The sequence below is a fragment of the Halorubrum sp. CGM4_25_10-8A genome (assembly GCF_005435025.1).
GTDB lineage: Archaea > Halobacteriota > Halobacteria > Halobacteriales > Haloferacaceae > Halorubrum > Halorubrum ezzemoulense.
The window spans coordinates 48915-72746 of the sequence record NZ_SGTX01000001.1 but is presented as its reverse complement, the minus strand read 5'-3'; the positions used below and the strand labels follow the sequence as shown (position 1 = coordinate 72746).

The 23832-nt window shown below is 60.6% G+C and carries 23 protein-coding genes and 1 pseudogene; 11 read left to right on the top strand and 13 right to left on the bottom strand.

Going from position 1 to position 23832, the window contains the following annotated elements; genetic code table 11:
* Positions 1–27 precede the first annotated feature (27 nt).
* Positions 28–342: a PRC-barrel domain-containing protein gene (locus tag EXE52_RS00340; protein WP_049929743.1), complete on the top strand. Its 315-nt coding sequence runs from the start codon at positions 28–30 to the stop codon at positions 340–342.
* Between the two features lie 37 nt (positions 343–379).
* Here EXE52_RS00340 and EXE52_RS00335 read toward each other — a convergent pair whose 3' ends face one another.
* The 4 genes from EXE52_RS00335 to EXE52_RS00320 all read right to left on the bottom strand — a co-directional run bounded on the left by EXE52_RS00335 (position 380) and on the right by EXE52_RS00320 (position 2588).
* Complete coding sequence (locus tag EXE52_RS00335) at positions 380–706, bottom strand: hypothetical protein (RefSeq protein WP_049929742.1); 327 nt, start codon at positions 704–706, stop codon at positions 380–382.
* Between the two features lie 46 nt (positions 707–752).
* On the bottom strand, positions 753–1169 hold the full coding sequence (locus EXE52_RS00330) for a hypothetical protein (protein WP_049929741.1): 417 nt from the start codon (positions 1167–1169) through the stop codon (positions 753–755).
* Between the two features lie 66 nt (positions 1170–1235).
* Positions 1236–1931 (bottom strand): hypothetical protein, encoded by a 696-nt coding sequence (locus EXE52_RS00325; RefSeq protein WP_089308089.1) that lies wholly within the window; start codon positions 1929–1931, stop codon positions 1236–1238.
* 96 nt (positions 1932–2027) lie between these two features.
* A complete protein-coding gene (locus tag EXE52_RS00320; RefSeq protein ID WP_094494305.1) occupies positions 2028–2588 on the bottom strand; it encodes a thioredoxin family protein in 561 nt (186 codons plus the stop codon).
* Positions 2589–2847: 259 nt separating this feature from the next.
* Between EXE52_RS00320 and EXE52_RS19095 the strand changes: the two are divergent.
* Positions 2848–3126, top strand: a pseudogene (locus EXE52_RS19095) (AbrB/MazE/SpoVT family DNA-binding domain-containing protein).
* Positions 3090–3500, top strand: coding sequence for a PIN domain-containing protein (locus EXE52_RS00310; RefSeq protein ID WP_089307733.1), 411 nt, complete (start codon positions 3090–3092; stop codon positions 3498–3500). Before EXE52_RS19095 ends, EXE52_RS00310 begins: the two are co-directional and overlap by 37 nt.
* A gap of 153 nt (positions 3501–3653) precedes the next feature.
* Here the strand turns inward: EXE52_RS00310 and EXE52_RS00305 are convergent, their stop codons facing one another.
* Together EXE52_RS00305 and EXE52_RS00300 are read right to left on the bottom strand one after the other, a co-directional pair.
* Complete coding sequence (locus EXE52_RS00305) at positions 3654–4598, bottom strand: DUF368 domain-containing protein (protein WP_137703397.1); 945 nt, start codon at positions 4596–4598, stop codon at positions 3654–3656.
* A 43-nt stretch (positions 4599–4641) separates the two neighbouring features.
* Positions 4642–7800 carry an oligosaccharyl transferase, archaeosortase A system-associated gene (locus EXE52_RS00300; RefSeq protein WP_137703396.1) on the bottom strand — a complete coding sequence of 1053 codons (3159 nt, stop codon included), beginning with the start codon at positions 7798–7800 and terminating at the stop codon, positions 4642–4644.
* A 144-nt stretch (positions 7801–7944) separates the two neighbouring features.
* On the opposite strand from EXE52_RS00300, the gene aglG reads away from it, so the two are divergent.
* A complete protein-coding gene (gene aglG / locus EXE52_RS00295) occupies positions 7945–8868 on the top strand; it encodes a glucosyl-dolichyl phosphate glucuronosyltransferase (RefSeq protein ID WP_137703395.1) in 924 nt (307 codons plus the stop codon).
* Here aglG and EXE52_RS18355 read toward each other — a convergent pair.
* Positions 8856–9809, bottom strand: a complete 954-nt coding sequence (locus tag EXE52_RS18355) for a hypothetical protein (RefSeq protein ID WP_199239126.1) — start codon at positions 9807–9809, stop codon at positions 8856–8858. The two genes, aglG and EXE52_RS18355, sit on opposite strands and share 13 nt — an antisense overlap.
* Positions 9810–9884: 75 nt before the next feature.
* Here EXE52_RS18355 and EXE52_RS00285 point away from each other — a divergent pair, with 75 nt between their 5' ends.
* Together EXE52_RS00285 and EXE52_RS00280 are read left to right on the top strand one after the other, a co-directional pair.
* Positions 9885–10880: a glycosyltransferase gene (locus EXE52_RS00285; RefSeq protein WP_137703394.1), complete on the top strand. Its 996-nt coding sequence runs from the start codon at positions 9885–9887 to the stop codon at positions 10878–10880.
* A 21-nt stretch (positions 10881–10901) separates the two neighbouring features.
* Positions 10902–12257 (top strand): sulfatase, encoded by a 1356-nt coding sequence (locus EXE52_RS00280; RefSeq protein ID WP_137703393.1) that lies wholly within the window; start codon positions 10902–10904, stop codon positions 12255–12257.
* Positions 12258–12275: 18 nt separating this feature from the next.
* Here EXE52_RS00280 and EXE52_RS00275 read toward each other — a convergent pair whose 3' ends face one another.
* Entirely contained in the window at positions 12276–13277 is a 1002-nt protein-coding gene (locus EXE52_RS00275) for a glycosyltransferase family 4 protein (protein ID WP_137703392.1), read from the bottom strand.
* 464 nt (positions 13278–13741) lie between these two features.
* Here EXE52_RS00275 and EXE52_RS00270 point away from each other — a divergent pair, with 464 nt between their 5' ends.
* From EXE52_RS00270 to EXE52_RS00260, 3 genes are all read left to right on the top strand, one after another.
* Positions 13742–15184 carry an oligosaccharide flippase family protein gene (locus EXE52_RS00270; RefSeq protein WP_137703391.1) on the top strand — a complete coding sequence of 481 codons (1443 nt, stop codon included), beginning with the start codon at positions 13742–13744 and terminating at the stop codon, positions 15182–15184.
* A 197-nt stretch (positions 15185–15381) separates the two neighbouring features.
* Positions 15382–16770, top strand: coding sequence for a sulfatase-like hydrolase/transferase (locus EXE52_RS00265; protein WP_137703390.1), 1389 nt, complete (start codon positions 15382–15384; stop codon positions 16768–16770).
* A 278-nt stretch (positions 16771–17048) separates the two neighbouring features.
* Positions 17049–17894, top strand: a complete 846-nt coding sequence (locus EXE52_RS00260) for a hypothetical protein (RefSeq protein ID WP_137703389.1) — start codon at positions 17049–17051, stop codon at positions 17892–17894.
* Positions 17895–18061: 167 nt separating this feature from the next.
* Here the strand turns inward: EXE52_RS00260 and EXE52_RS00255 are convergent, their stop codons facing one another.
* From EXE52_RS00255 to EXE52_RS00240, 4 genes are all read right to left on the bottom strand, one after another.
* The gene (locus EXE52_RS00255; RefSeq protein ID WP_137703388.1) at positions 18062–19087 is read right to left on the bottom strand and encodes an NAD(P)-dependent oxidoreductase; all 1026 of its coding nucleotides are present in this window, start codon (positions 19085–19087) and stop codon (positions 18062–18064) included.
* On the bottom strand, positions 19084–20067 hold the full coding sequence (locus tag EXE52_RS00250) for an NAD(P)-dependent oxidoreductase (RefSeq protein WP_137703387.1): 984 nt from the start codon (positions 20065–20067) through the stop codon (positions 19084–19086). Before EXE52_RS00250 ends, EXE52_RS00255 begins: the two co-directional genes overlap by 4 nt.
* Positions 20060–21208, bottom strand: a complete 1149-nt coding sequence (locus tag EXE52_RS00245) for an NAD-dependent epimerase/dehydratase family protein (RefSeq protein ID WP_137703386.1) — start codon at positions 21206–21208, stop codon at positions 20060–20062. The genes EXE52_RS00250 and EXE52_RS00245 overlap by 8 nt, the downstream gene beginning before the upstream one ends.
* A 90-nt stretch (positions 21209–21298) precedes the next feature.
* Complete coding sequence (locus EXE52_RS00240) at positions 21299–22174, bottom strand: TrmB family transcriptional regulator (protein ID WP_137703385.1); 876 nt, start codon at positions 22172–22174, stop codon at positions 21299–21301.
* An 86-nt stretch (positions 22175–22260) separates the two neighbouring features.
* Here EXE52_RS00240 and EXE52_RS18950 point away from each other — a divergent pair, with 86 nt between their 5' ends.
* Positions 22261–22386 (top strand): hypothetical protein, encoded by a 126-nt coding sequence (locus tag EXE52_RS18950; RefSeq protein WP_255510307.1) that lies wholly within the window; start codon positions 22261–22263, stop codon positions 22384–22386.
* A gap of 601 nt (positions 22387–22987) precedes the next feature.
* Here EXE52_RS18950 and EXE52_RS19085 read toward each other — a convergent pair.
* Positions 22988–23374 carry a transcriptional regulator gene (locus EXE52_RS19085; RefSeq protein WP_080508549.1) on the bottom strand — a complete coding sequence of 129 codons (387 nt, stop codon included), beginning with the start codon at positions 23372–23374 and terminating at the stop codon, positions 22988–22990.
* Between EXE52_RS19085 and EXE52_RS18350 the strand changes: the two genes are divergently transcribed.
* A complete protein-coding gene (locus EXE52_RS18350) occupies positions 23285–23824 on the top strand; it encodes a twitching motility protein PilT (protein WP_199239128.1) in 540 nt (179 codons plus the stop codon). The genes EXE52_RS19085 and EXE52_RS18350 overlap by 90 nt on opposite strands.
* The last annotated feature ends 8 nt before the right edge of the window (positions 23825–23832 follow it).

The window sequence follows — 23832 nt, the reverse complement described above, 5'->3', positions numbered from 1 at the left end:
ATAGGCGCGCTCGTGACCGTACCGAGTATGAACGCAGCCCCCGAGGAGATCACGTCGCTCGTCGGTCGCGAGGTGTACTCGAGCAACGGCGTCTTCGTCGGCGAAGTCGAGGACATCCAGCTCGATCTGGACGCCCGCGCCGTGACCGGACTCGCGCTCGCCGAACTCAACCACGAGCTGTTCGCCGGGCAGGTGGGCGGCTCGACCGGCGTCATCGTTCCGTACCGCTGGGTCCGCGCCGTCGGCGACGTCGTCCTAATCAACGACGTCATCGAACGATACGACGCCGGCGAGCCCGACGAGGAGGCGCCGGAGGTCGAGGCGCGCTCGGAGGCGCGCTAGGCGCGGCCGGCCGCTCCCAGACCCCCTTGGCTCCCGCTCAGAACGGCAACGCGTCGCGGAGGCTGGCGATCACGCCGCGCTCCTCGCGGCGCGCCTCGTCGAACACCGGGTACAGGGCGTCGAGGAACTCGGTCTCGTTCTCGAACTTCTCTTGCGGCACGCGGTCGAGCGCGTCCGCGAGCGCGAGGGAGCGCCCCTGCGCGTCGTAGGGAACCTCCTGATCGCCCAGCGCGTCGCGGAGCTCCGCGGTCGTCGCGGGGAACGACACGTCCGCCTCGTCGAGCCGGGCGTCGAGCGCGGCGATACCGAACTCGATAGCCTCGGGCTCTTTCGTGTCGCCGCCGCCGGGTGGCCGTGCTGCCATTACGCCGGGGTATTCCCTCCGACGGCTTGAAACCCCTGTTCTCCGCTCACTCCGGCACGGATTCGCTCGGCGGAGCGGCGTCGACGACCGCCAGTTCGACTCCCGTTCCGGAGCGGTCGAAGGCCGCGACAGAGTCGCCGTCGTACGGCGGGACGGCGACGATCACCACGGCCGCGAGGTCGTCGGTGCGCGACACCCCGAGGAACCCGTCCGGGTGCGAGAGGAACCGCGCGCCCCCCTCGCCGGCCGGCGTGCCGAGGTCGACGCCGAACACGGAGTTGACCGAATTCCCGACCGACGGCAGTGTGAAGTGAGTCACCACCGGCGTCTCCGGGTCGAGCCCGATGTCGGCCTCGAACTCGCCGGCCGGCGTCGCGGAGAGCCGGACGTTCACACCGTCTGGGTCCTCGCTCGCGGCGCGCTCGCGGAGTACGGCCAGTAGGTCGCGGGTGACGTAGATCACTGTTCGACCTCCGCTATGGGACGGATTGGCAAAAGGACACGCACGGGTCGTCCCGCTCGGTCGCGTTCAGAACGGCAGCGCGGACGCGAGCGTCTTCGCGTACAGCCCGGGCGCCTTGCGCCGCGAGTCCGAGATGGCGTCCTCGACGGCGACCGCGGCTCGCTCGTGGACGCCGACGCCGTGACCGACGAGCACGCGCTCGGGGTCGAGCCCGGAGAGCGCGCTCGTCGGCGGGGTGAGCCGCAGCATCGGGTGGACGCCGAGGCGCTCGCGGTCGCCGCGGAAGTACGACGCGGACCCGAGCGACTCCGGGACGATCAGCGTCTCGCCGTCGAAGAGCCCGACCTCCTGCCACGGCGGCACCGACGAGTCGCGGATCCGGATCGCCTCGAAGCCGGTGTCCGCGAGCCGCGACCCGAACCGCTCGACGTCGACATCGGGGCCGAGATCCTCGGTGACGCCGGTCATCCACTCGGGGACGTACACCGGGGCGTCGTGGCGGGCGGCGAGTTCGCCGCTGTCGCGCACGTGGCGGTCCAGTCCGACCACGACGCCGGCGACGGAGCCAAGCCCGTCGAGGAGGTCCTCGACACCGGGCGCGTCGACCGGGTCGACGACCCACACGTCGTCCGCGTCCGCCTCCTCGTTCTCGACCGCGAACGCGTGGCTCGCGCGCTCCATCGTCTCGTCGGGGTACGCGATCCAGCCGACGCCGCCGTCGTACCGGTCGATCTCGTGGAGGTCCGGCTCGTCGCCTTTCATGCTCATACCACCCGTTCGACCCGGTCCCTTGTTAAGTCGTCTCTGTTAGTGCGGCGTTCCGACTTCGGGAGGGCGTCGGTCGCTCACTACCGTCCGCTACTCGCCGGGCCACTTGATGGAGCAGCCGCGCGAGGGCCGGTCCGGAATCTCGACGTCCTCACCCGCGAGGACGGCGTCGACTGCGTCGCGGATGTAGAACTCTGTCGGCTCGTCGTCGGGGTTGAGCGCGTCGTCGAGCCGGCCGTGGTAGCGCAGCCGCCACTCGCCGTCCTCGCGGCCGAAGAGGAACGGGTCGGGCGTACAGACGGCGTCGTAGGCGGCCGCGACCTCGCCGGTCTCGTCGCGAAGGTACGCGTCGTACGCGACGGTGCCGTCGGCGACGGCCTCGCGCATCGCCTCGAAGGAGTCCTCCGGGTATGCGTCGGCGTCGTTGGGGTTGATCCCGACGACCGCGAGGTCGTCGTACTCGGCCGCAAGCTCGTTCAGCAGGTCGATCTTCGCCTTCGCGTACGGGCAGTGATTACACGTGAACACGACGAGCAGCGCGTCCGTCTCGAAGTCGTCGCGCGCGTGGGTTTCGCCGTCCGCGCCGGGCAGTTCGAAGTCGGGCGCGGCGTCGTCGCGGTCGAGTTCCGAGTCGGATTCCATCTGGACCATACGCGGCCGTACGGGCGGACACTGAAAAGGCGTTGCGAGCTACTCTAGGTGTCGAGTCAGGGTCCACGACGGGCCGCACACTCGAGACCGGCGAGTCAATGTCCGATCTGATCTATTAACTACCTAACTCAACGCTAGCGTTTTATATGACCAAACAAAAGTATTAATAAGAAATAGTATGAGCGAGACGGAGTCTGAAAAGGTGGTGTCCGTATCGTCGCGCGGGCAAGCCACAATCCCGAAGTAGTTCCGTGAGGAGTTGGGTATCGACACGCCCGGCCGTGTGAAGTTCATTCGCACTGAAGAGGGCGACATCGTTGTCCGCCCCATCCGCTCGGTTACAGACCTGCGTGGGGTTTTGGAATGAAAAACCGATGAGCAGGGGCGCTCAGCAACGGAGCGCCTCCAAGAGGAACGTACACCGGACAAAGCCAGTGAAGAAGAGTTGCGACAGCGCTACGCCGGTGACGACGAGGCTGACGAACGACGGACTGCGCTGAGATTCCCGAAACGATCGTCTTCGACGCTGAACCACTAATCGCGTGTTTTTGTAACGAACCAGGGAGCGACACCGTCGAGACGTACGTTGACGCCATTGAAGGCGCAGCAGACGGTTACATCTCGGCGATCAATCTTGCCGAGGTCCACTATATCGTGCGGGCAATCGACGGCGAGGACCGGGCTGATGCCGTCGTCGACGTCCTCGAGGAAAGTGGCATCCGTCGCATCGACACCGAACAGACATGGGCGCGAGCAGCCGACTTCAAATTCCGCTACTCGCCAGCACTCGGTGATGCTTTTGCGCTCGGGACAGCAGCCCACGTCAGCGGGGTGCTGTTGGTCGGTGCCGACGACGGCTACGACGATGTCATCGATGTTCCGATCACTCGGTTCCGGACCGAACCAGCTTGACTTCCTCCACGACTGTTGTGGGCTCTCCCCTCTGTTCTCTGTAAGGTCGGCCAGAACCCGGGCCACCGACAAGGCCACCCATTTGGGGGTGGTTGGTGACGGCAGACTAGCTGTGACCCGCTTTCCCTTCTTGGCCGCGACCGGACCCGCCGCTCAGTACTCGATCGCCGCGGAGTAACGATTCAGAACGGCCACGAGCCCGGCACCGACGAGCGCCGCCAGCGCGAACCGCGGGGCGGCCGCCCGCCACGACTCGCCGCTCTCGGCCAGCCGGGCGGACACCTCCACGAGCGGCGCGCGCAGCGCCCCGACGATCAGGCTCACGAGGAAGGCGAGCGTCGCGGCCCGCGCCCGGGCCAGCGCGTATCGGACGGCGTGGGCGATCGTGAAGAGCCCGCCGACGCCGCCGAGCAGGAACGCCGCCACCGCCGGCAGCGTCTCGACGAGCGCGTCTCCCCCGTTTCCGAGCGCGAGCGCGCCCGCGCCGTCGACGAATCGAGACACGACGCCGGACATGTACTCGTACTGGCCGAGGACGATAAGCAGCAGCGAACCCGAGATCCCCGGCAGCACCATCGCGCTGACCGCGACCGCCCCGGCGACGAAGACGACCGGCAGCGAGCTCCCGAGCGCGGTCGCGGCGACGCCCGACGCGAGGAACGCGAGCGCGAACCCGGCGACTGCGGCGGACTTCCGGCGCGGCGTCGAGAGGTCGACATCGCCGAGCAACACCGCGGCGCTCGCCGCGATCAGCCCGAAGAAGAAGCCGTACGTCGCCACCGGTTGCGTGGCGAGCAGGCGGTTCACCGCGCTCAACACGGTCACGACCGCGGTCCCGATCCCACCCCCCAGCACGAGGAGGAAGGCGCCGTCGACCTCCCGGAACGCGGCCCGAGCGTCGGCGCGGCGTCCGGGCCGCACGCCCGCGAGCACGCGGCGCGCTCGCTCGGGGTCGACCGCGGTGACCGCCGCGATCAGGCGCTCGTAGATCCCGACGATCAGGGCGATGGTGCCGCCGGAGACGCCCGGGACGGCGTCGGCGCTGCCCATCGCCACGCCCTTCAGATACAGCGTCGCCCAGTCGCGGAGTCCGGCCATTCGTACGATAAAAAGCGGAGCGTCCGTAATGAAAGACCCGAGATCAGGCGGCCGCGGGCTCGGTGGGGGCGACCAGTCCGCTCGCGGTCGTCGCCGCGGTCGGCTCGGCGCCGAGCGGCGATCCCGCGTCGGTCGAGTTCGTCGAGCCGCCGCCGTCACTCCCGCCGCCGACCGGGCAGTCGGCGTCGCCGCTCGGACAGTCCACGATTTGCTCTTCGAGTTCGACGGTGGCTGCGGCGTCGTCGGCGCCGACGACTTGGCCCTCGGTCACCTCGACTTGGCCGACGCGCTGTGTAGTGTAGAGGTCGTCGCCGGTCGTTCGCTCGGTGGTGACATTGTACGGGCCGGTCGCGCGGACGCTCGTGTTCGTGTACCCGTTCTCGGGGCCGAACTCGTCGTACCCCGTCGTCGAGTACGGGAGCGTGAACTCGAAGTTCCCGTCGTCGTCCGCGGTCGCGTACTGCGTGTACTCGAACGTCTGTCCGTTCGGCTTCTCGAGTTCGACCGTCGCCTCGACCTCCTGACCGGGGGCCGCGCCCGATCCCTCGACGGTCGCGCCCGGCACCCGCTCGAACGTCTTGACGAAGTCGTCGCTGAACGCGCCGAACAGCGACTGACCGAACGTCGCCCGGAGGTCGACGCCGAACCGCTGGGCGAGTATCTGCGCCTGCTGGGCGTACGGAGACCGACCCGGCGCCTGCGTGGCGTGGACCAACCGGTAGTGTTCGAGCGCGTCGATGCGGTCCGTCGGGACGCCCATCACGCCGCCGATCTGCGCCGAGCCGTCTTCCTCGACGTATGACCGCGCGGCAGAGAGGTTGTCGAACCGCTGGACCGGCTGTCCTTCGCTCGGCAGGACCTTGATATCGACCTGCTCGCCGGACTGGGTCTGTGCCGTCTGCGGCTCCCAGTCGAGGACGACCGGGTCCGGCTCGACCGCGCTCCCGTAGTGCTGGTAGAGCCGGATCATCTGGCTCTCGTGGTAGCGCTGGGTGCGCGTCTGGAGGGCCGGCCGGAGTCCTCCCTGCTGCCCGTTCTGCCCTTGGACCCGTTCGTAGAGTAGCTCGTTGAAGTCGTTGACCGTCTCGTTCCCCGAGTAGAAGGTGACCGGCGCGTTGAACTTGGAGTTCGGCGACGCCATCTGCCAGTCGACCATGACGTAGCGGGTCTCGTTGCCCTCGGTGCTCTGGCTCGCGAGCACCTCCGCGGCCTCCTCCTCGCTCGGTGCGAGCAGGTAGTCGGCCGCCTCGCCCGCGTTCTGCTGGAACGGGTTGGCGTTCGGAATGCGCTCGGCGCGCGTGGTGATCCAGTGGCCGTAGTCCCACCACGACTGGACGCCGTACGCGCCCTCGGGGTACTCGAAGTCGCCGTCGGCCGGCCGCTCGTAGGTGCCGTACAGCTCCATGGGGTCGTCGGCGCCCTCGAGCTCGCCCGGCGCGGGCGTCTCGTCGTTCATCCACTGGAGGCTCTCGTCCCACTGGACGACGCTGCCGGGACTGCTCGAGTTGCCCTCCACCCAGACCGGGGCGGCGCCGGCGGCCGGGAAGAGGAGCGGGAGGAGGAGGACAGCGAACACCGCGACCGCCGTCAGCACCTGCCATCCCTCGATGTCGCGGAGGGCGTCGAGGGAGGTGAGCTCGATTGCGTCGAGCGCGACCTGGATGAAGTACGCCGTGCCGACCGCAACGACGACGGCGAAGTAGTAGTTGAAGCGGACTTGGGTGAACGCGGCGCTGCCGATGAACGCCGCCCACACGACGAAGTACAGCTCCTCGGCGTCGTACTCGACGAGCAGCGTCGCACCGACGAGGAAGGCGGCGGCGATGAGGAGACCGATCACCTGCCAGTCGACGCCGACGACGCCGCCGATCGCGCTGTACGCCTGCGGGACGGCGTAGACGGAGCCGATAACCGCGAGCGCGGCCGGGATGTATAGCGTGTGGTTCGTGTCGTCAGAGCGGTACAACGGCCGCGCGACGATGTAGAGGACTGCGGCAAGGGCGAGGAAGAAGGCGAGGCCGTACTGCGAGAGGACGAAGTTCGAGAAGGAGGCGCCTTGGAGGGGCGGTTGGGCCTCGCCGATCGTGCGAGCACCAGCGCTCGCGGAGAAGGCGACGGTGTTGAGGAGGCTGTTAATGACCGTCGACCACAGCGACGGGAGGGCAAGCCAGACGAATCCCGCAGATGCGAGGATGAGCCCGCCGACCGCAGCAGGGTAGGTATTGCTCCCGAGGTCGCGCGCCTCCCACTGACGGGCGAGCCACGCGAGGAAGACGGCGCCGAGCGCGACGGCGAGCGGCGTGACGATCTGTAGGAACGAGTACTCGCTCACCGCGAACCGGAAGGTATCGAGCGGGATGACCTGCATCAGGCCAGCGACCGACAGTGCGACCGCGCCGGCGAACGCGACCGGCTCGGGACTTTTGCCGTGGTAGGTGTCGCTTGTGAGTTTGACCGCGAGGAAGATCCCAGTGAAGCCGACCATCAGGATACCCGGCTGCCACGTCCACATGTAGAGGCCGAGCGCGACTCCGGCCGCGGCGGCGTAGGTGATCGGTTTACGGAGCGCGTCCCAGTCTTGGTCGACCACGAGCTCCCACACCGGCTTCTCGCGTTCGGCGACGCCGAGCGCGACGAGGAACGCGAGAATAGCGGTGCTCTGGAAGAGGACCTCGGCCGCGCTGTGGTCCGGGAACCCGACGAGGCTGTACCGGAGGAACGTCCCGGAGAACAGCGCCAGCGTCGCGGCGCCGACGAGCGCGGGCACGCGGTCAACGAAACGACGCGCAATGAAGTACGTCGGCACCGCGACGAGCGCGCCGGCGATTGGGGCCATGACGAGCATGACCTCCTCGGTACTGCCCATGATCGGTCGGGCGACCCAGATGCCGACCGCCATGATGTGATCCCAGAGAGTACCGAACTGGCCGGCGTTCGTTCCGAGCGGGAAGCCGGTCCAGACGTCGAACGGGAGCGTATTCGGCCAGTTTTCGAGGAGGTAACTCGTCGTGCGGAGGTGGTACCACGGGTCGTTCCCCCGGAAGTACACCTCGCCGTTCTGTACGAAATTCCCGTACGAGCGCAGTCGCGTCCACAACATGAATGCGACCACCCCGAGGAGGGCGGGAACGTGATACCACCGCGCGAGGAGATCGGACGGGGACGAGTCCGATTCGTCCGGCGGATCGTTCGAATCGCTCATTGTCCCATGGCACTGTCAAAACGCGCATAAGGCTTGTCATCTACCCGCGTCCGCCGCGCGTGTTCGGGCGTGTTTACCCGCAGACACGTTCCGGGCCCGAAGCGAGGCGGAAACCCTAAGCGCGCGGGTCGAAAGCGTCTCGGTGTGAAGGTCTCGGTCGTCATCTGTACGTACACACTGGACATGTACGAGCACTTCCGCGAGGCCGCCGACAGTGTCCTCGCGCAGACGTACGACGATGTCGAGCTCGTCGTGGTCGTCGACGGGACGCCGGAAGTGTACGACCGCGTCGTTGAGGACTACGGCGACCGCGAGGACACGGTGATCGCGTGTAACGACGAGAACGTGGGGCTGCTGGCGAGTCGGAACCGCGGCGCCAAGCTGGCGTCCGGCGACGTGGTCGCGTTCATCGACGACGACGCGGTGGCGAACGAGGCGTGGGCCGAGCGGCTGGTCCGTGCGTATGAGGAGGAGGACGCGATCGCGGCCGGCGGAAAGATGACGCCGGAATGGATCTCCGGGAAGCCCTCGTTTCTCCCCGAGGAGTTCTACTGGCTGGTCGGTGTGACGCATCGCGGATTCGCGGACGGCCCGGGCGAGGTGCGCAACACTTTCGGCTCAAACATTTCGTTTCGGGCGGATGTGTTCACGGAGTTGGGAGGGTTCGACGTCGACGTCGGCGGGCGGAAGGGCGACAAGAACCTCCAAGGGGGGGAGACCGAGCTGTGCGCACGGATGCGAGAGGAGTACGGGCAGGGCGTGTGGTACGACCCGGAGGCCGAGGTTGCTCACAAGGTGTTCGAGTACCGGACCGAGTTCCGGTGGTTACTTGACCGGGCGTTCTGGCAGGGGTACTCGAAGCGGGCGATGGAGTCGTTCGTCGACGATGAGGGTGGGGAAGAGGGAGCGTTTCTCAGCTATCTCATGATGAGTGCAACACCGCGTCGAGCCAGTCGGTTGGTTACAGCACCGTCTGTATCGGGTCTCCAGCGACTTGTGACGCTTTATATACTCACCGCACTGGTTGGTTTTGGCTATCTCTACGGAGTTATCAACTACTCGGCGTAGCCGAGCATGCGAAGTCGTTCCGAAGTCGCCTCGTCGACCGTGGTGGATTCGGAGTCCGGTGGCTCCGCAGTTATCTCTTTTCGCGGTTCGTTGGTGTGCGTGAGCCAGGGCACCTGAGTGAGCGCCGGGATCAACATTCCGAGCGGGTGCCCGTACACGCGAATCGGGAAGGGCCACGCACGCTCTCCCAAGGCGTTCCCGTGGTCGGCGGTGACCGCAGTCAGTCCCGGAAGTTCCGAGAGAAGCTGTTCGACGGCGGGCCATGCGAGTTCAAGATTCGAACGGTACGCTTCCCAGACCTCCTCGCGCGTTACCTTTCCCGCATCGAGCAGTTCGAAGGGCGTCTGATGGCGCGTTCTCGCCTCGTTGTTTCCCATTGCCTGCTCACGAATTGCGAACGTCTCTCGTTGGCCGAGTCTGACGTCGCCGACAAACGGTGCGTGTGGTTGAAGAAAGTGACTGATAATCCGCTTATCCGGATACTGTCTAGCTATCTTTACTGTCCGCTCAGCCATCGTGTCCGGGTGAACTGTGTGTAACTCCTCGTCCCACCCGTCTTGCCATACGGATTCTACAGCGTGAAATGTCTCTGATGGCAAGTCCGCATTCACGTACGGATTACCCGTCACGTACACGATGTCGTGGAATTTGTCGTTCGCGAACGTTTCAAAGAGAAATCCAGGTGTTCCCGACTGGACACTCGTTCGCGATCGTAAGTCTCCTTGAAGAGGCTCTTCCTGATACAGCTCCTGAAAGAGGTCGTACCGGCAGGCATCTAAAATGATCAGATTGTCCCACTCCCGATCGGTCACGGGATCACTGTCCGGCTTTCTGACCTTCGTGAAGTACTGACTCACCACATGGGTGAAAAAGCGTTTCCGCCACCACGTCCGGTCAAATCCGTTTTTCCGGATTTCCCTGATCGCGTATCGGAGATTCATATCGAGTGTTTCCGATGAGAGAGGTATAAGTGCTTATCACCGACTGATTCGTAGCGTCGCGCAGAGGCTAGATCCGTGTCGCAACAGAACTTGAGTGTCAGATGGTTCACCCCGGACAAACCCGAAAATATTAGCGTCGGTCGACAGCGGATCTCATCACATCTCCGAATAGCCGGATTCGACGTCAAAACCGTTGCCACGACATCGGAGACGACTCAGGAAGCGTTCGCCGAACGTGGACAGTACGAGGTCATTATTGGTACGACCCGTGCCGGTGCGTTCGCCGCGACGCTCGTGGGAAAACTCACTGGGAAACCCGTAATCGTCGATCACGTTGACCCCCTTCGACAGTTTCGTGAAACGCACTCAGTGGGTGCCTCCATCCCGGTTCGGTTCGCCGAAAACGTCTGCTTCGCGCTTTCGGACTGCGTCATGTACGTATACGAGGAGGAGCGATCACGCGTTGAACGGTACGCGAAGGAGATCAGATCGACGAGTTTGGGAGTTGACTACGATCGGTTCGTCGACCCGGATCGAGACGCAGTTGAATCGGCGCGGAGCAGACTGTCGTCGCTTCCGCTCCAAGACAATATCGCGATATATGTCGGTGGTCTCGAACAAATATATCACGTCGTAGAAATGATGGATGCGATGGAATCCCTCCCGGAATGGTCTCTGATCGTACTCGGAGAAGGGAGCTTACGGAACGCGGTAGAGCGAACCGAATCAGAGACCGAAAATGTCCACTATCTCGGTACCGTACCACACGAAGACGTGCCGGGATACCTCTCTTTAGCCGATGTCGGAATATCATTAGTGGACGATCCTCACACACTCAAGATGTTAGAGTACGGCGCCGCCGGTTTGTCCGTCGTTCAATTAGCTGGTAGATCCGAAGAGCGGTTCGAGGGAATGGTAGAATTCGCACGTCCGGAAGCGGAGGCAATCGCACGGGCAATCGAAGACGCGGGACAAAAAGAGTCGGATTCCGCGTTGGCGTCGTTCGCTGCGAACTTCAGTTGGAAGAGCGTGGCGTCGGACTACGCGGAAGCGCTCAAAAGCGTCAAATAGTCTGCGGGCGACATCGGTGATATGCGCGACATCGTTCTCGTGACGGTCGATTCGCTCCGCGCGGATCACGTCGGCTGGCACGGCTACAATCGGGATACGACTCCGAATCTCGACGAGCGCGCCGCCAGCGCCGAAACGTTCCAGTCCGCTTTTTCGCATGCCTGCTCTACTCGGCCCTCTTTCCCGTCCATCATGACGTCCTCGTACGCGCTTGAGCACGGTGGATTCGAACGACTCTCCCCGAAACGAACCACAATTGCCGAACTTCTGAAAGAGGCAGGCTACGAGACCGCTGGCTTCCACTCGAACCTCTATCTCTCTGCTGATTTTGGCTACGATAGGGGATTCAATCGGTTCTTTGACTCGAAATCGGATCCGGGAACGCTCGCTAAACTTCGACAGGAGGTTAAAACACATCTTGACACCGATGGCCGTCTCTACGGTTTTCTTCAGCAGGTGTTCAACGCAACGGAGAAACGAGCAGGTATCGAGCTCGGTTCTGCCTACGTTGACGCCGAGGAAATCACCGACCGTGCGCTCTCTTGGGCGTCTTCGACGAGTAGCAACCCTCGTTTCCTCTGGGTACATTACATGGATGTCCACCATCCCTACGTCCCGCCGTCGGAGCATCAGCGGCGATTCCGTGATGAACCGGTCAACGACCGTGACGCCGTTCAGCTTCGAAGGAAGATGTTAGAGTCGCCGGGGGAGATAACCGATACCGAATTTGACACTCTCATCGACCTATACGACTCCGAGATCTCCTACGTCGACGCACAAGTCGAACGGCTGATAGAGACGCTTCAAACGGAGTGGGACAACGACCTCGTAATCGCGTTCACCGCCGATCACGGGGAGGAATTCCTCGATCACGACGGGTTCAGTCACAGTGCCACCTTCCACGACGAAGTCGTTCACGTCCCGCTTTTTATTGAGACTGGAGGAGAGGAAACAGGAGAAAACGACAATCTCGTCGGATTGATGGATCTGGGACCCACTCTCGCGGATAAAGCGAACGTTGATCGACCCGAAACCTATCGGGGTCACCCGCTGAGTCAGGTCGACGACCGGTGGAATCGGTCAGAGGTCATCGCCGAGTGGGCCGACACCGACACAGATGACCGTCGGTTTGCGATTCGGACTACGAACTGGAAGTATATCCGTGAGGAGAGTGGCGATGAGCAGCTTTACGACCTTACTACTGATCCGGATGAAACGAACGATCTATCTACTGAAAATCTCGATGTGGTATCAGACCTCCGCGGAACGCTAGAGGACCATCTGGCGATGTTAGACGAAAGCCGCGAGGACATCGGTGATGTCGAGATGGACGAGGAGGTTCGCCAGCGCCTCCGTGACCTGGGATATCAGGAGTAGCGCAGGTTCGGTCGCTGGCTACGTATCGAGTACGCGTTCCCAGACATCGACGTGATCAGCAGCGCGCTCCTCGTTGTAGGTTGTCATCTTCCTGCGGCTCTGGGTCGCGAGCGACTCGCGGTGATCGTCGTCAGTGAGGAGGCGTTCAATCGTACCGCGGACGCCGTCGGGCGTCGGTGGACAGATGTCACCAGCTTTGCCGACTGCGTCTGGGACTCCCATCGCATCGCCCCCGATGACGGGAAGGCCGGCGGCCTGTGCTTCCAGCACCACGGTCCCGTAAGAGTCGAGGAAACTCACGTAGACGAACACGTCGGCGCTGGCGAACTCGTCTTCGACGGCGTCGACGAACCCGAGAACGGTCACGCGGTCGGCGTATTCGTAATCGGTGAGGTACTCGCGGAGCGCGTCCAGATACTGTCCGCCGCCGGCGACTCTGTATCGGAGTGTCGGATGCGCTTCGAACAGCGGTCGGAGGGCGCGCAACACCGTCAGAACGCCATCGTACTTCTCCTCGTAGCGTAGGTTCGTGACGGTGAGGAGGTCAAACGTCTCCCGGTCACTCGTCCGGCCGGTACCGTACCGGTCGGTATCGACAGGCCGGCCGATGACAGAGTACTGGGAAACCGGGTACCGCTCGCGAAACGTCTCGCTAGCCGTGTCGCTGATGAATATCACCTCAGACGCTTGGTGAAGAGCGAGGCGGGTTCGGGTCCGGATGGTGGCGTCTTTAAACCAACCGTACTGTCCGTGGGCGTTCGTGTAGTCCGCCCACCCGCGAATCGTGACGACGAGCGGGACATCAAAGACCGCCGACGCACCGGTAGCGAGTATTCCATTGGCTATCAACTCGTCCGTCTGAATAAGGTCGTACTCGCGTGCGAGGAGGGCACGAAGCCGTTCCGGAACAGGGACGCGAGAGACAACATCGACATCATATGACGGATACTCGGCCGAGACGTAGTGGGCTAGCGTTTCTGCGTATGACTCGTTCGTGTGAAGGAGGAGAATCTTGACCACGTCATCAATACCTCATAGGGTAGGAACTTCGGTTTCAGACTTCAAGATGTCGGTACGAATAGTCGAATACGATTTATTCGTATTCCGAGATTAATAGGTATCTCCCATATTATAGAAAAGGTACGCTACCCCGTCGACGAGATCTCGGCGAACTTGATCGTCCGGCGTATAGCGTCGCGACTACCGACCTCACGGCGCTGTTTTTCGATTCCACGATTCTGCTGTTCGGGATAAATATCGCCGTAGACCGCTTTCTGCCATGTTTTGACGACGAGATCGGCAGCCGAGGGAATCAGAACGTCCAATCTATAGGTCGTGACAGGGTTCTCCGTCAGCTGTGCTGCTCTTCTGTTTGTCTTCGTTGAGTTGGCTGAAATAAACACCCTCTATCTGCTGGCACTACTACAAAATTAGAATGGATAACAAAAGGACTTTAGCGGGAACTGTGAATTTTTCTCATACTTATGAAGCTCGGACAGATCTCGGCTATCTCTTTTATATCACAGGTAATTGGCGCTGCGGTCGGCTTTGTTGCCACCTTGTACGTTGCTAGGTCGATCGGGGCCGAACCCCTCGGAATTTACAATCTTGCACTAGCGGTGGTGTCTTGGATTTCGATTGCGGGAACTATCGGTTTTTCAGGGGCGATATCGAAACGTGTTTCTGAGGGGTCAGATCAGGGTAAATTCGCCGTTGCCGGTGCCACAGTAGTCATTTTATTGTTCGTCGTATTATCTGTCGGGTTTCTAATTACTCGCACATACCTGAATGACTACATCGGGTTTCCGGCGACGGGATTTCTGGTTCTGATTCTTTTTAGCAACTTGGCTTCTGCAACCGTGAACCCATTATTGGTCGGGTTACAGCTTGTTCATTTGCGGGACATCCTGAGTACCGTCCGGGTCTTTATTCGAAGCGTTCTTCATATCAGCCTCATTACAGTCGGTCTGGGGGTGACTGGTTTATTTATGGGGCATATTGTCGCCTACCTCTTGATTATTGGTATCGGCGGATATATAGTGGTGCGCAAACTCCCGGAGCTATCACGCCCGGAGGAGCAACATCTTAGAAGCTTAGGAGATTTTGCAAAGTACGCGTGGGTCGGACGACTCCGAGGTCGCATGTTCAATTATACCGACGTCATCGTGCTTGGTTTCTTTGTTCCACAATCTCTTATCGGAATATACTCCGTGGCTTGGACTATCGGGACGTTCCTCTCGATATTCACTGGGTCGTTACAATCAACCCTATACCCCGCCTTGAGTGAAATTTCCGCGAAAGACGATGTACAGGCTGTCGAAAATATTGTCGAACAATCGCTCACTTACGGGGGTCTATTTCTCATTCCCGGGCTGTTTGGCGGCGCGCTTCTCAGTGAACGTCTCCTCCGAATCTACGGGCCAGAATTCACACAGGGGACAACTGTACTCGCTATCCTCATATTGGCAAATGTCGTAATGGGATATCAGTCACAACTTCTTAATACTCTTAATGGAGTTGACCGTCCGGATCTCGCATTCCGCGTGAACGGAACGTTCGTCGTCGCTAACTTGGCCCTGAACGTAATTTTCGTTTACCTGTATGGCTGGGTCGGCGCAGCCGTCGCAACGGCAACTTCGGTATCGATTAGTTTGATTACTGCTTACCGATATGTGTCTGCGATTATTAACTTTGACTTCCCGGTGATAGCGATAACAAAGCAGTTTATATCGGCTGGCATCATGACAGGCTTTGTTTACGCAGGCCTCTGGGTAGAAAACACTCACAGTGTAGTTAATCATAATCTTGTATTCATTATATTGCTGGTACCGAGCGGGGCCGGGGTGTACTTTCTTTCTTTACTGTGGATATCTCACGAGTTCAGGGAAACTGTAAGTCAGAACCTGCCCGATGAGATCCCACTATAGTAATAATTGTGTTATACACGAGCCGCACCGCTGTTATGTGGTTCGGTGTATATCGTATTTTCAGCTGTGGATAGTAGAAATCGCACTCATCTCACTTTTCACGATTAACTAAACACGACCTTCCCACCGATGTCTGCCATTTTCAATGGTAGTATCCCTCGCTACTTATAAGTACACACGATGTAGTGAACGAACATATGGAACGCAATGTTATTTTGATAATCCTTGATACTGTTCGAAAAGATTACTTTGATAAGTTTGCTGAACGTATACAACATAAATCACAGACCTCTTTTGAACAGTGTCGGGCGGCCGCGTCATGGAGTACTCCCAGCCACGCAAGTATTTTGACAGGGCAACTTCTCCATCAGCACGGAGTTCACTCTGAAAATCAATCATTTGACAATATTGGTGTAGGTGAAACTTTCTTACGCCGACTACCAGACTACAACAAACTCTGTATCACGGATCACGGACTTCTACAACCGGACTACGGATTCAATAAATTCTTTGACCGACACAGAACCACCGGATGGGAACAGATCGTAAACAATGCCGATATGGATGCCGGCGTAGAGAAGTACTTGATCGCACTGAAAGAAACACTCGCGTCGGGCGACCCTTTCACGATGTACAAAAATGTAGAACGTGCCCTGTGGAATGATCTTGAGGATCTGATGTTCAAACTGCCAGTTAATGGGCCGCCAGATCAAGGCGCTGCCGAACTGAGTCGGATAGCGAAAGAAGAAGCTGAACAGGCTAAAGAGCCATTTTTTATATTTATGAATTTCATGGACGCCCACACAAAACACAGAGTTCACAAGAATCTCGATCACTCACTTCATTCGGCCCCTGAGAATTGGTCGAGCGAATCACACTATGTGTGGGAAAGCGATGAGTTCGAAGAATCGTACATCAACCACTATCGAGACCTGTACGGAGCATCCATCGATTATCTTGATCGCATCGTAGCAGAGTTGTACGAAAATATTAGCAAAGTGACTGAAAATGAAACAACCGTACTAATAACGGCCGATCACGGTCATAATTTGGGATACTCCTACGACGACAACCTCCTCGGTCACATGGGTTCCATGACCGAATCGGTATTACATGTTCCTTTATCAATCATAAATCCGCCCGAAGGGTTCCCGGAGAGCGTTGATAAATATTTTTCTCAATTAAACTTGGGTGAATTAATAACCCGTATTGCCCAGAACAAGAGTGAGGTGGACGATCTCACCGGTGGCCCGATTGTAGCCGAACATGAAGGTCTTGTTGGTTACAGAGAAAAGAAAAATAAATTTCCGGGAACGGACGAGGAATTCGAATATTGGAATCGGATGATGAGAGTTCAATATGACGACGAAATGAAATTTATCTGGGATACTCTCAGTAATATACAGAAATACAATCTCATGTTCGGTGACCCTTGCTATCAAGAACTGATCGAAGAGCGATCGGGGAATCTGGACGACGAGAGCGGATTTTTCGACGTGGGGATGGAAGAGTATCGTCGACAATTGAAAACGAGGAGTGTAGATGATGCTGTTATGGAGGACTTGGAGGATCTCGGTTATCTATGAGTGAGTTCATTCTTGGCACGGATATGTCAATTGGCTCTGCCAAATTGACATAGAAAAAATAACCAGAAAATATAATCCACCGAGATTACCAGAGGCACACGGTGAACCGAATTATTAGCGCACTGCGACGATTCGCTCGGCTCTGGGTACTCGGCGTTCACCATACCCTCGCCAGCCGGAATCGTCGCCCCTTCGAACTCGGAACAACCGACGTACAGACTGCGCTGAACCGCCTCGAACACGCCCAACTGCCTGGACCTGTTTTCCGCACCAGCGACGTGACGAACCACGGTAACCTCGGATTCGTCGCTGACCCCTTTCTCCACGTAGAAGGCAGGACCGTTCACCTCTTCTTTGAAGTGTTCAGTCCACACCGCGATCCGACGGCGGCAATCGGGCACGCCGTCAGTGACGACGAGGGGAAGTCATGGACGCACACGGGTCTAGCCCTCGAAGCCGACCACCACCTCTCGTTCCCGTACGTTTTCACCGCCGCCGATGAGATCTACATGGTTCCGGACATTGCGAACTCGGACGACTACAGAGCTCCGGCACGGCTCTACCGGACGACATCGTTTCCGCTCAAGTGGGAGCCTGTTGCCGACATAATCACCGGGCCCGACAAGTACCAAGACACAATCGTCTTCCAGTGGGGGTCCCGGTGGTGGGCAATCACAGGTACCGGCTCAAACGACGAACTCAGCGTATACTACTCCAAGACGCTGACGGCTCCCGATTGGACGCCACACCCGGAAAACCCGGTGGTCACAGATCGCCCGAGTGCTGGACGTCCAGCAGGCCGCCCACTCATGCGAGAGGACAGCATCGTCGCGTTCTTCCAAGATTGTACCGCCGAGTACGGCGACAAACTTCGGGCCTACGAGATTACTTCGTTGGATACGCTGACGTACGAGGATCGACCGATGTACGACGGCGCGCTGCTAGAAGGAAGCAGTGGACTGGGATGGAACTCCGGTCGAATGCATCACCTCGACATCCAATCAGTCAACGGGAAAATCCATTGTGCGTACGACGGTGACGTGGGTGTCGGCCGGAACCAAATCAGTGGGTCGATGTGGGCTATCGGAGTCGGCACGACGGACTCGACGGGCAATGGCCAGTGATTTCATGAGATGATATTAATTTCGATCATGAAAATATACGGATATTACACAATAACACTAGCGTACAACACTGGATGAAGTCGTCCAGAATATTGTTCTTCCGATAATACATTATTTGTGAACAGCTTTCGTCACCGTTGAGGCTTATTTAACGGTGCCTCGATGACTTACGAGTCGGGTTTTGAAGTCAACAGATGTCGAACTGATCCGTTCACACTCTCATCCGGATCCCACCCGAGCTGCTCTCTCGCCGCCGAAATATCCACTCCAAACTCCTCTACCATCGTCTCTCCACTCCGTGGATTTTCGACTAACTCCACGTCCACGTCGATCCCGCGCACTTCACGCGACACTTCCCGCACGATTTCCGCGACCTCCATCACGCTCATGTCCTCGTCACTCGCAATCTCATACGTCTCCGTCCCCGTCTCACCGTTCGAAAGGTGCTCCACCAACCGCTCCGCGCTCCGCACGTACGCCCGCGCTACGTCCTTCACGTGAACGAAGTTCCGCGCCTGCGTCCCGGGCTCGTACACCGTCAACGTCTCACCGGCGAGCGCCCGGTTCACGAAGAAGTTGATCACGGTCGGTTTCCCCACCTTCGTCCCGTCAACGACGTGCTCGCCGTAGAGGTTCGACTTCAAGAAGAGGTGCGCAGGGAACGCGCCGTCCGCGAACGACTCAATCGACCGCTCGCCGAGCAACTTCGTCCGCCCGTACCAATTCAACGGATCCCGCGGCTGGTCGGCCGTGATCGGGAACTCCTCGGGATCGCCTAACACGGCCATACTGAACGGGAAGGCCAACGCGGCGCCCGTCTTCCGGCAGAACCACGCCACGTTGTTCGTCCCGGTGACGTTCACCTCGTACGCGAGGTCGGGGTTCTTGTCGCAGTCGTCGACGCCGCTGATCGCCGCGAGGTGACACACCACGTCCGCGCCAGCGAGCGCGTCCTCCAGCCGGTCGCGGTTCCGAACGTCCACGTGCTCGATGTCGACGTCACCGATCGAGTCCACCTGCCCGCGGTACTGGTTGTCGATCGCGATGAGCTCCCAGTCGGGGTACGCCTCCTGGAACTCGACGATCACGCGACTGCCGATGTACCCGGCTGCGCCAGTGACCGCGATCGTCGGCGTCTCGGTTGACCTGCCGCTGCTCTTGCTGTCCGCCTCGGTGCCTGTTGTATCAGTCATGCCTGTGTCGCCTCCGTGCCGGTCAGCTCCCTCGCGATATCACGGACCCCCTCCCGCAGCGTCCACTCCGTCTCAAAGCCCGTCTCGGCCAGGCGGTCGAAGTTCACGTGATAGGAGGGGCCGGGCTGTTCGTCCTCGAGATACGTCACGTCTAGGTCGCGCTCCAGTTCCTCGCGGACGATTTCCGCGATTTCGCTGATGCGGTAGTTCCCCTCGTTCGATCCGACGTTGTACACCCGCTTGGGCCACGCGTCCGGATCCAAGGCGGCGTCGAGGTACGCTCTCGCCGCGTCGCGCACGTGGATGAACGGGCGCCAGTTCGAGCCGTCGCCGTACACCGTCAGCGGCCGGTCAGTGAGCCCGCGGAAGACGAAGTGGTTCACCACGAGGTTGAAGCGGACCCCCGGCGACCACCCGTAGTTCGTGCTCATGCGGAGCGCGGTCGCGTCGAAGTCGTAGGCGTCGACCGCCTCGTCGAGCAGCCGCTCGCAGGCTACCTTCGACTCGGCGTACGGGTTCAGCGGGTTCTGCTCTGTCGTCTCGTCGATGTCGCGGCTCGCCGCACGCCCGTAGTTGTTACACGAGGAGGCGACAACGACGCTGTCGACGTCGAACTTCCCCGCGGCCGTGAGCACGTTCTCGGTGCCGTCGCGGTTCACCGCGAACGTCTCCTCGCGCCGGTCGTGCGTCGACGCGGCGCCCGTAATCGCCGCGAGGTGGATCACGGCGTCGACGCTGCGAGTCGCGTTCTCGACGGCGCCGTAGTCGCGGACATCACCCCGGCGGAAATCTAAATTTGGCCCGACATAGCCCGCGAGATGCGCGGGCGAACCGTCAGCCAGCGAGTCGAGCATGACGGCCTCACTCACACGTTCGTCATTGAGCAGTCGCGGGACGAGCGCGCTGCCGATGTAGCCGCAGCCGCCCGTAACGAGGACCCGTTGGCCGTCGGTGGCAGCGTGGTCTCCCGGTTTACTCATCGGTCAGCACGCCGGGTAGGAACCGGTCCTCGTGGGCCGCGATCCGGTCCTGCTCTTCGACGAGCGTGCCGAGCACGTCGCGGATGCCGGCTTCGAGCTCCTGCCGCTGGCCGCCGACCAGCTCGAGGAACTTGTCGTTCTCCATCTCCATTTTGTGTTCTTCGTCCTCGTTGCGCGGGTTCTCGTAGTGTTTCACCTCGGCGTCGAGGTCGAACTCGTCACCCACTTCGGCGATCGTCTCCGCGAGCTCGACGATGGCGACCGGTCGGGTGACCTGGTTGTAGATGTCGATCCCGTCGTCACCGGAGTGGCCTTCCTCGACGAGCCGGACGAGGCTCTCGACGGTGTCTTCTAAGCTCACCATCGGCTTGCGCTGTTCGCCTTTCCCGTACACCGTGATCGGGTACCCTGCCACGGCCTGCGCGCAGAACCGGTTGACGACCGTCCCGAAGTAGTAGTCGAAGTCGAACCGCGTTGGACTCTCATGGGCGCGGGTCTCTGCGGTCTCGGTGCCGTAGACAATAGCGGTCCGGATCTCGCTCATCGGGAAGTCGAACTGCGACTCCGCGAGCCGCATGTTCGCCGCGTCGAACGACTTCGTCTGGTGGTACCAGCTACCGCCCATCGCCGGGAACGGCACCTCGTCTGTCCCCCCCTTCCGGTCGACTTCGAGCCCGCCCTCCGGGATCGGGAAGTGCGGCGCACCGTAGATGCCGGTGGTCGTCGTCTCGATGAAGTGGGTGTCCGACAGCCCCGTCTCGTGGAGCCCGTGGAGGAGGTTCAACGTCATCGAGACGTTATTGCGCTGGGTGTACAGCGCGCGCTCGCCGTTGATCGACGAGTAGGGCGCGCTGGGCTGAGCGGCCGTGTGGAGCACGGTGTCGGGCTCGTGAGTGTCCAGCAGTTGGAGGACGAAGTCGCGATCGGCGAGGTCGCCCTCGACCAAGCTGAGGTTCTCGACGCGCTCGAAGCGCTCCTCGGGGCTCTCGATTCGCGTCGCGGAAACGCTCCCCGACTCGGCGACCCAGTCGCGCCGCGAGAAGTCGTCGACGCAGACGATGCGCTCGTCGAGGCGATCCGCCAGTCGCAGCGCGGTCGGCCAGCCGAGATAGCCATCGGCACCGGTGAGTAGGACCGTCATGGTTACTCGATAGTCGAGTAACTACGAGTAAAGGCTTTCCGGTTGATCCTGTTCGCTGGTAACGCCCCATTCAGAATCGCGGCGGTCGCCTCACTCCCTAACGGTATCGCTGGCTGATGGGTCTGGGTCAGCTGGAACGCTCTCATGGCGCCACAGTAGGTCGAAATACTGCCACATCCCGGCTACGAACGATGGGTTCTCGGTAACGGCGGCCTGTCGATGGTGGTTCGGCACCTCTTCTTGTTCGACCATAAGCAGTCCTTGGCCCGACTCATACGAGAGACTCGGGTCAACGAACGTGCCCCGCCATGGCAGCATGCGGTCGCTAACGCGGACAGTAACTGACGGGAACTCGTTGGCGAGCAGTTCACGGATCTCGGCCTGCCGTTGCCGATTGTCTGGCGACAACGAGTCAGGGTGTAACAACAGGACGTCGACCGTGACGCCGCGGTCAACCGCATTTCGGATCGCAGGCCGGACCGCGTCAATGTACCCAAAGCTCTTCGAAAGCACGTACACCGCCTCCGCTGCGTCGCGAAAGAGCCGCCGCGTCTCCCGTTCGCTCGGCTCGCCCACGTCAACCACGTAAAATAGGTCCTCTGTCGGGCTGAGTTCATCAACGCCGCGGTCCCGGACTGGTGTGTATTCATCAACGAACGCTTCCTCGACGGCCTCAACATCCTCACGGAACCGCTCATATGTGTGCCGGCGGTTTTCGACCGCCCGCTCAGCGATCGCTGCCGGCTCGTGTGGCTCGTACTGTTTCGGCCGACCCGGAATCACCTTTAGGTACCCCGCCTCTGAGAGCGCGTCGAGTACGCCGTAGATCCGCGCCTTTGGGATGCCAGTCGCCTCAGCGAGGTCGGGCGCTGTTGTCCGCCCCAACAGTAGCAGTTCCTCTAACGCGTCGGCTTCGTACTCCGTCAGATCAAGCAACGAAAAGAGGTCGTCTGCGGAATCAGTCATAGATGCTCGTCCTCATTTGTTCCATAAGTACGTACTGGTGGTGCCGGAACAATTATATGCTATCCACTAATACGGTTACTCAGAAGATGAGTAACCAGACGCCCTCTGAAGAAGATGACGCTCACCTCGCTGACATTCCTGATGGAGCGGGCTGTACTGAGATCTGGGAGCGCCTCTCGGACGATCGCGATGAAGAGCCAACTGGAGAGTGAGCTCGCCACCGATACCGAACTGACGGCCGTCTACCTGATCTAGTGTACAGTCCTCCTCAAGCGCGGTGAGCGTCTGGGCCACTTGTTGTAGATGAACCCGCGAATGCGGGGCAGCCGCAAGTAGCAACAAGACGGCCCGCTTGCGATGATGGCTCAGCAAGTAGAACACGTCATCATCGCGGAGCAGTGAGAGTTCCGACCCCTCGCCGGGTCCGTCGTACGTCTCGTCACTCATCACGACGGTCTGTAGTTGCTTCACTCGAACCCCCCAGATCGCTGACCCGTCCGTCGTGGAGACAGATATCCTCAACTGGTTCACGGCCGACCGGCCGCCACGTACAGCCGGTCCACTTGTCTTCGATCCGCCACCAGCCCGGGCCGTCCGAGCGTGGTTCAAATCGTGTTCGACATCGACCTGCGCGTGTAGGCGTGTACTCGATCGCGAACGGTTCGTCATCTTGCTTTTCATTGTTGACGCCGCTGTCCGGCGTCTGTTCTGTATGGTCGCTCATCACATAGCGGGATTTTCTTGTCAGCCCGCCACCCCCACCGGGCTTATAAACAGGACTCTCAGAGCATATCTCCTGAAACAACTTACAGCTCACGCGGATGCGGCCGAGCCTGACCCTTCATCGCGCGGCAGGCCAAACTCAAACTCAAGCCGGACCGTGTCGTACGGGACATACGGTTTCTTCGCACGACCCCCCTCTTCGAAGTGGATGATGTCGTACTCAGCCAGCAGGTTGAGATCGTCGTGAACATCGTGTACGTCACGATCGAGTCGGTCGGCCGGTGAACGGATGCTCTCCGGTGGTCGCTCCATCACCTCTTCGAGTAGCTCCATCTGCCGATCCGTGAGAAGCTGACGAAGCCGAGCACGATCTTCGAAGTTGACGACGTGTGGGATATCATCGCCCTGTTCCCACTGTTCAGCGCGATTTACTGCCGCCGCCTGCGCCTGTTCAGCTGGGAGCGAGGTGATACGCAGCGTCGATGGAAACTCGACCTCCTCGCGAGCCTTCCCCGCGTCGTCACCGTTGCTGCCGTCGAACGAGAGTTCGAATCGGGGGTCGAAACGCACCCGTATCTCGACACGGCCCTCACGGCCCTCGACGCAACCGTCCCGGTCGTTGCGCCGTCACTCGCGGCGGCGCGTATCGAAGCGGAACTGCGTGAGACCCTCGATCCGGGAGAGACGCAAGCGCTGGCGGTCGCCGACGCGAGCGACGGCACGATAGTCACCGACGATGGCGACGCACGCGAGATCGCGAGCCGACGCGAAGTGGCGGTGACCGGGTCGACCGGCGTTCTCATCCGGGCCATCGAGTCAGGCGACCTCGATGCGGAGACCGCAGATACGCACTTCAAACGCTGGATCGACGAGGCGGGATTCCGATCGCCGGCCCGCGAATTCGCTGCGTTTCTCGATCGGTACTGAAGATAGGG